The organism is Curtobacterium sp. HSID17257 (assembly GCF_003989515.1).
GTDB lineage: Bacteria > Actinomycetota > Actinomycetes > Actinomycetales > Microbacteriaceae > Curtobacterium.
The window spans coordinates 1-7,601 of sequence record NZ_RBLU01000132.1 but is presented as its reverse complement, the minus strand read 5'-3'; the positions used below and the strand labels follow the sequence as shown (position 1 = coordinate 7,601).

Here is a 7,601-nt window from a genome sequence, read left to right as displayed (position 1 = left end):
CCCCGGCTGCTCGCGCCCGAGCACACGCGTCGTCGAGCGCCGCGCCGAGGCCGTCGCGCCCGGGATCGGCCGGCCGGATGGTCGTCATCGAGGTCCGGAGCGCGGACACCGCCTGCCGGAGCGTCTCGGCGGCCGCCCGCGTCTCGGGCACCGCACCGAGCGACAGCGCCAGTCCGGCGACGTCCTGCACCGGCCCGTCGTGCAGTTCGCCGGCGAGGCGACGTCGCTCGTCGGCCTCGGCGTCGAGCGCGCGCCCGAGCAGCCGCTCACGGAGGCGCTGGCCCGCGCGGATCCGCAGGAGCAGCCAGAGCAGGAGCGGGACGAGCAGCAGGAGGACGACCCCGACCGTGCCGAACGCCAGTGCGGCGAACGCGGTCCGCAGGTCGGCGGCGCGGGCGAGGACCTGGTCGTAGGGGCGGTACGCCTCGAACAGCAACGCCTCGCCGGACGGCGTGTGCACCGCCTGGTACGCCTCGAGCAGCGGTCCGTGTCCGCGTTCGTAGCGGTTCTCGGGCTCGTCCAGGTCGGACACCTCGGCGTCGGAGCGGTCGGTCCGGAGTGCCTCGAGGTCCTCGTCGGACAGCGGGAAGCGCTCGCCCACCAGTCGGGGCTCGTCCGACCACAGCACGGTGCCGTCCGCACCCCAGAGCTTCAGGCGCACCGTCGAACCGGCGCGGGACTCGCCGGCCAGGGCGTCGTCGAGTCGGGCGCGTGCGGCGGCACGGGCACCCGGGTCGCGGCCGGCGACGTCGTCGACGAGGGCGGGTTCCACCACGACGCGGGCGAGCGCTGCCGTGTCGGCGGTGGCGTCGCGGACGGCGAAGGACTCGGCGACGCGTTGCGCGACGAGGGTGCCGGCGGTGGCGACGACCGCACCGCCGAGCAGCGCGGCGACGACGACCCCGACGAGGACCCGTCGCCAGGGGGTCCGTGCGGCACGACGACGGGGATCGGCGGCGACGAGCACGACCGGGGTCGCCTGCCCGCTGGTCGACGCCCGTTGTCCACGCACGGAGCAACCGTAACCGGCCTGAGCTGTGCTCGGGTCCCGGTCGCGGCTGCTGGACGAGCGGGTCCGGCCCGGGTGCTCGTTCCTTCCCATCACACGTGGAGTGGGAAGCGGAACCGCGCGTACCTGGTCGGGAGGAACGACCTGGTACGCGCGGTTCCGCCTGGTACGCGCGGATCCGCCTGGTAAGCGCGGATCCGTCTGGCAGGGCGGCGTGACCAGGGGACGGACGGGAGGCGCGGTGGCAGCTGGCACCGCGCCTCCCGTCCGTGCGTGCTCGCGTCAGCCGGCCGGCGTCCGGTCGGGCGCGGAGGCGAGCGCCTGCCGCACCGAGCCCCACGCGGCGAGCCGCTCGCGGACGGCGTCGTCCCGCTCGACCTCGAGCGCCGTCGCGTGGGCCTGCTCGAGCACGTCGTCGACCACGACGCGCTGTCCCGAGCGGGCCGAAGCGATCGCCGCGTCGACCATCACCAGGCTCATCACGTTGCCGTGGACCTCGCCGTCGGGGGTGGCGCCGGTCCGGACGGCCCGGACGAACGACGCGAGCGCCCCGGCGATCTCCGTGCCGACCCCGGGCGCACCTGCCGGGGTGCCGGGTGCGTCGTCGATCACGCTCGACGGGTCGTGGTCGCCGTCCCACGCGGCGGAGCCCGACGCGCCGGTCGCGTGCCAGTCGCCGTTCCACGAGGTCTCGTCGCCGGGCGCGCACCACGAGCCGTCGTAGACGTAGCGGACGTCGTCCTCGAAGGCGAAGACCGCGGCGGCGTTCGCGTCCCCCCGGTACCAGGACCACGACGGGTTCCACGACTCGCAGTACACCGACACGGGTTCGCGCTCGAGCATGTACCGGGCGGAGTCGAACGCGTGGATCGCCATGTCGAGGAGCAGCACGTCGTCCATCTCCTCGCGGAAGCCGCCGAAGTGCGGTGCCTTCGCGAAGCGCGTACCCAGGCTGCCGACACCGCCGAGCGCGCGGACGTGCTGCCGGAAGGCGACGAGCTGGTCGTTGTAGCGGCGCGACTGGGACACCATGAAGAGCTGTCCGGTCGCCTCGGCGGCGGCGGCGAGGGAGAGCGCCTCGGCGACGGTCTGCGCCGCGGGCTTCTCGCCGAGCACGGGGAGCCCGGCGTGCAGGGCGTCCATCGTGACCGGGTGGTGGGCGACGGGCACCGTGATGTCGAGGACGGCCTCGGCGCCGGTCTCCGCCAGGAGTGCGGGCAGGTCGCGCCCGACCGGGATCGTCGGGGAGCCGGCGAGTTCGGCCCCGGCGCGCGCGGCGTCGAGGTCGAGGTCGACGACGCCGACGAGTTCGACGTCCGGGTCGGCGGCGACGGTGCCGAGCCAGGCGCGGCCCATCCCGCCGGCGCCGACCTGCACGACCCGCAGCGGGGCGTGATCGGTCATGCGCGGGCCTCGGCGGACTCGGCTGGCTCGTCCTCGGGTGCGTCGTCGAACGGGCCGCGGTAGTGCTGGCCCTCGAAGTACTCGCCGAGGTCGTAGCGGCGCAGCGTCGGGAGCTCGCGCTCGCGGTCCGGTCGGGCCCACTCGGCCCCGTTGGCGACCACGCGTCGGACGTCCGGGTGGTGGTACACGGGGAAGTCCTGGTCGCCGGGCGAGAAGTAGAAGATCTTCCCGAGGCCGCGACGGTAGGTCATGCCGCTGCGGAAGACCTCGCCACCGGTGAACCCGGAGATGAAGACGAGCTCGTCGGGCGTGGGCACGTCGAAGTACTCGCCGTACATCTCCTGCTCGGGGATGACGATCGGGTTCGGCACGCCCCGCGTGATCGGGTGCTGCGGGTTGACGGTCCAGACGAGTTCCTGGTCGTGCTCGCTCCGCCAGCGCAGGGTGCACGTGGTGCCCATGAGCTTGCCGAAGATCTTCGACCAGTGGCCGGAGTGCAGGACGACCAGGCCCATGCCGGACAGGACGTGCTTGTGGACGCGGTCGACCACGGCGTCGTCGACGTCGGCGTGGGCGGCGTGCCCCCACCAGGTCAGGACGTCGGTCTCGGCGAGCACGGCCTCGGACAGTCCGTGCTCGGGCTCCTGCATGGTCGCGGTCCGGACGACGGCGTCGGGCAGGTTCTCGCGGATGCCGTCGGCGATGGCGCCGTGCATGCCGTCGGGGTAGCGCTCGGCGACGTGCTGCTCGACCTGCTCGTGGACGTTCTCGCCCCAGACGGTGATGCGCAGCGGGGTGGTGGTCATGGTGTGGGCCTTCCTGGAGGAGTGGCGGGGTGCACCGGCGGGGGCGGTCGTCACTTGACCGCGCCGCCGAGTGCACCGGCGGAGATGTAGCGCTGGGCGACGATGAGGAGCACGGCCGCCGGCAGTGACGCGAGGACCGACGTCGCCATGACGGGTCCCCAGTCGGTGACGTTCGAGCCGATGTAGTTGTAGATGCCGAGCGTGATCGGGCGGACCGCGTCGGTCGACGTGAGGGTGAGGGCGATGAGGAAGTCGCCCCAGGCGCCGAGGAACGTGAACAGCGCCGCGGTGACGATGGCGTTGCGGCTGATCGGCAGGACGATCGACACGAAGGCCCGGAGGTCGTTCGCGCCGTCGACCAGCGCGGCCTCGACGAGGCTCGGCGGGATCGACTCCATGAACGCCCGCATGAGCAGGATCGCGAACGGCACCTGCACGGCGCTGTCGGCCAGGATCAGCCCGACGTAGCTGTTCAGGAGCCCGACGTTGTTGAACAGCGTGTAGAGCGCGTTGGCGATGACGATGCCGGGGATCATCTGCGTGATGAGCAGCACGAGCAGGAACACCTTCGTGCCGCGCATCCGGAACCGGGCGAGGCCGTACGCCGCCGGGGTGGCGATCGCCAGCGTCAGCACGACGGTGCCGAGGCCGATGATCATGCTCGACACGAAGTTCTGCCCCTGCTGGGCGAACGCGGCCCGGTACCCGGCGAACGTCGGGTTCCACGGGAACCAGGTTGCGGTGGCGGCGCCCGAGGTGGCCTGCAGGCTGGTGTTCACCATCCAGTAGACGGGGAAGATCATGATCGCGAGGAACACGATCCCGAGGATGGTGAAGGGCAGCCCCTTCGCGGTGCGGCGTGGTCGAGGCGATCGCGCGCTCCGCTTCGTCGTGATCGCGCGCGTGACGGTGACGGTCTGGTTCGCGAGTCCGACGCTCATTCGTCGACCGCCTTCCGTGAGATCGCGATGTAGACCATCGCGAAGACGAACGAGACGACGATGAGCACGTTGCTCACCGCGGCTCCGATGCCGAACTGGAAGTTGATGAACGACTGGTGGTAGGCGTTCGTGGCGAGGGTCTGCGTCGAGTTCGCGGGACCGCCGCCGGTCAGGCCGAGGATGATGTCGACGACCTTCAGCGTGTAGACGACCCCGAGCACGATCACCACGCTCACGACGCTCCGGATGCTCGGCCAGGTGATGTACCGGAACGCCTTGAACCCGGTGGCACCGTCGAGGGCGCCCGCTTCGTAGAGCTCCGGTGGGACGGACTGCAGCCCGCTGTACAGGATCGTCGTGTTGAAGGGGATGCCGAGCCAGACGTTCACGCCGATCACGGCGATGAGGGCCAGGCTCGGGCTGACGAGCCACGGCACCGGGCCGATGCCGACGACGCCGAGCAGCTGGTTCAGTGCACCGCTGTCCTGGTCGAGCAGCCACTTCCACACCGCGCTCGACGCGATGAGGGGCAGCAGCCACGGCAGGAGCAGCAGGCCGCGCAGGAAGCCCGACAGCGGGAAGTGCCGCCGGAAGAACAGCGCGAGGCCGAGGCCGAGGACGAACTGCAGGACGATCGAGCCCGCGGTGAACAGGGCGGTGTTGACGACGCTGGTCGTGAAGACGCTGCTCGAGAAGACCGCGACGTAGTTGCCGAGGCCGACCCAGGGGGCCTCGCCGGTGAAGAAGGTCTTCGTCGTGTAGTCCTGGAACGACATCACGACGTTCTTGACCACGGGGTACCCGAAGAACAGGGCGACGAACACCGCGGCCGGCACGACGAAGAGCCAGCGGGTGATGGTCGACCGGAGGCGCGCGCGGCGCTGTCCGGGGCGGGCGGGGGCCGCGGGCATCGTCGCCCGGGGCCGGATCTGCGTGGAGGCGCTCATGTCAGGTCCTTCCGTCAGGGGCGGGGAGCCGGCCTCGCGGCCGGCTCCCCGGCTCCGCTACTGGTTCTGCGACTGCGCCTGCTCGAGCGCCTGCTCGGGGTCGGCCTTGCCGGTCAGTGCGAGCTGGACGGCGGTGTAGATCTTCGTGGCGGCCTTGGGCCAGTCCGGTCCGAGCTCGCCGGTGCGCGCGCGGGCGGTCTGCACGGTGGTGACGAACGAGGCCACGTCGGCGTGGTCCTCGGCCCACTTCTTGCCGACCTCGATGTTGGTGGGCACGTTCCCGCTGACCCCGGCCAGGACGGCCTGCATCTTGTCGCTGTTCAGGCACCCGACGAACTTGCCGGCGAGCTGCATCTTCTCCTTGTCGCCCGTCTGCGGGACGGTGAAGGCCTCGCCGCCGAGCGGGGCGACGGTCTCGGACCCGGTGCGCGTCGGGATCGGGACGCTGTCGAACTCCAGGTCCTTCGCCTTCTTGAGTGCCGGCAGCTGCCACGGACCGTTGATCATCATCGCGGCCTTGCCGGCGATGAACTGGTTGTTGACGTCGGCCTGTGCCCAGTTGATCGAGCTCTTCGACATCGAGCCGTCGTCCTGCAGGTCCTGCACGAGCTGCAGCGCCTGCGCGGCCTCGGGCGTCGCGATGTCCTTCTCGTCACCGCCGTTCGACCAGAAGAACGGCAGGAACTGCCAGGTGCCCTCGTAGGTGTTGATGTTGCTCATCGCGAAGCCGTAGGTCGACCCGTTGGTGAGCTTCTTCGCTGCTGCCTTCAGCTCGTCCCACGTCTTGGGCGGCTGGACGCCGGCGTCGGCGAGCAGCTTCTTGTTGTAGTACAGCGCGATGGAGTTCGTGTTCGGCTGCAGACCGTAGAGCTTGCCCTCGAAGGTGTTCGCGCCCTTGACGCCGGGGACGTCGTCGTCCGCGTCGAGACCGTAGTCGGCGAGGTCGGAGAGCGCTCCGGACGAGGCGATCTGCTGGACGTCGGGGTTGTCGAGCATGAGCACGTCGGGCAGGGTGCGCGACGACGCCTGCTGCAGGACCTTCGAGATGAGGCCGGCTCCGGCGACGTGGTTGATCTTCACCTCGACGCCGACGTCCTTCGCGCACTGCTGGTACACGGGGTCGTAGTTCGCGTCGTAGTAGTCCTCGATCGTGAGGGTCTTCCCGCCGCCGGACGACGACGCGTTGCCGGCGCCGGAGCACCCGGTCAGGACGAGGGGGACCGTCGCGATGATCGCGGCGGCGCCGACGAGGGCGCGGCCCCGGCGGGACGTGGAGCGGAAACCAGGCTTCATTGCACTGCTCTTCTCTTCGCGGATGCGGGGAAGGACACGGTGCGTCGACTCCACTGACGTCGTCGTCGCGGTGGTCCTGGGGCGAGAAGCTAACAGAAAAGCGCTTCACCTGTAAAGCGCTTTTCTGGTTCCGCCGCGGGACTATGCTCAGGACCACCGCAGCGCACGCGGGGCAGGTCGGCACCGTCGCCGTCCTGCTCCTGGACGTGCCCCGGATGCCGGGCGGTACCGATCGATCAGGAGGGTCCGATGGCCACGATGCAGCAGGTCGCCGACCGTGCCGGCGTCTCCATCGCGACGGTGTCGTTCGTGGTGAACGGCACGAAGTACGTCACGCCGGCCACCACGGCGAAGGTCACCGCGGCGATGCGCGAGCTGAAGTTCCGCGGCAACGTCGTGGCGCGCGCCCTCGCGAGCCGACGGACCCGGATCATCGCCCTGCTGTTCCCGACCACGGGCAACCGCTTCAGCCCGACCACGTCCGAGTTCTTCATGAACGCCGCCGAGCGGGCCTCCGAGCGGGGCTACCACCTGGTGCTGTGGCCGGTCGACCCGGCGGGCGACGACCTCGACGACCTGGTCTCCGGCGGTCTCGTCGACGGCGTCGTGCTCATGGAGGTGCGGATGGACGACCCGCGCGTCGTCAAGCTGTCCGAGCTCGGCGTCCCGTTCACGCTGATCGGCCGGACGCGGGACGCGGACGAGCTGCCGTACGTCGACATCGACTTCGAGACCACCATCGAGGACGGCCTCGACCACCTGCAGGACCTGGGCCACCGGCGCTTCGGGCTGGTGCTCGAGAACCTCGAGGGCACGCCGATGGCCGGGTACGCGCCGCACCTGCGGGTCGAGGACACCTTCCGCCGCTCGGTCGCGGAGCGCGGCGGTGCGGGAACGATCGTGTACGCCGGTCCCGGGAGCGAGGGCGGCCGCGACGCTGCCCGGCGCCTGCTCGAGGCCGACCCCGACGTCACCGCGGTGCTCGTGATGAAGGACGACTCGTCCGCCGGGCTGCTCGTCGGCCTGTACGCCGCGGGCCGACGGGTGCCGGACGACGTCTCGGTCCTGAGCATCGCGTCCTCCGCGGCAGCGGGGGACCAGCACCACCCGCGCCTCTCCACGATGATCGCGCCCGGTCGCGAGCTCGGCGTCCGCGCGGCGGACGCGCTGATCGACCGCCTCGACGGCACGTCCGTCGAGA

7 protein-coding genes are annotated in these 7,601 nt (G+C 71.1%); 1 reads left to right on the top strand and 6 read right to left on the bottom strand.

Annotated features, from left to right (window positions below):
• The 6 genes from D8M35_RS14430 to D8M35_RS14405 form a co-directional block, all read right to left on the bottom strand.
• The coding region (locus tag D8M35_RS14430; protein ID WP_202976571.1) for a histidine kinase at positions 1–1,012 on the bottom strand (1,012 nt) is incomplete at its 3' end.
• Positions 1,013–1,291: 279 nt separating this feature from the next.
• On the bottom strand, positions 1,292–2,413 hold the full coding sequence (locus D8M35_RS14425) for a Gfo/Idh/MocA family protein (protein WP_126892469.1): 1,122 nt from the start codon (positions 2,411–2,413) through the stop codon (positions 1,292–1,294).
• Positions 2,410–3,219 (bottom strand): ThuA domain-containing protein, encoded by an 810-nt coding sequence (locus D8M35_RS14420; RefSeq protein WP_126892468.1) that lies wholly within the window; start codon positions 3,217–3,219, stop codon positions 2,410–2,412. Before D8M35_RS14420 ends, D8M35_RS14425 begins: the two co-directional genes overlap by 4 nt.
• Positions 3,220–3,269: 50 nt before the next feature.
• Entirely contained in the window at positions 3,270–4,160 is an 891-nt protein-coding gene (locus D8M35_RS14415; RefSeq protein WP_126892467.1) for a carbohydrate ABC transporter permease, read from the bottom strand.
• Positions 4,157–5,071: a carbohydrate ABC transporter permease gene (locus D8M35_RS14410; RefSeq protein WP_174234759.1), complete on the bottom strand. Its 915-nt coding sequence runs from the start codon at positions 5,069–5,071 to the stop codon at positions 4,157–4,159. The genes D8M35_RS14415 and D8M35_RS14410 overlap by 4 nt, the downstream gene beginning before the upstream one ends.
• A gap of 93 nt (positions 5,072–5,164) precedes the next feature.
• Positions 5,165–6,400 carry a sugar ABC transporter substrate-binding protein gene (locus D8M35_RS14405; protein WP_126892466.1) on the bottom strand — a complete coding sequence of 412 codons (1,236 nt, stop codon included), beginning with the start codon at positions 6,398–6,400 and terminating at the stop codon, positions 5,165–5,167.
• Between the two features lie 249 nt (positions 6,401–6,649).
• Here D8M35_RS14405 and D8M35_RS14400 point away from each other — a divergent pair.
• On the top strand, positions 6,650–7,601 hold a 952-nt coding region (locus D8M35_RS14400; RefSeq protein ID WP_148113387.1), incomplete at its 3' end, for a LacI family DNA-binding transcriptional regulator.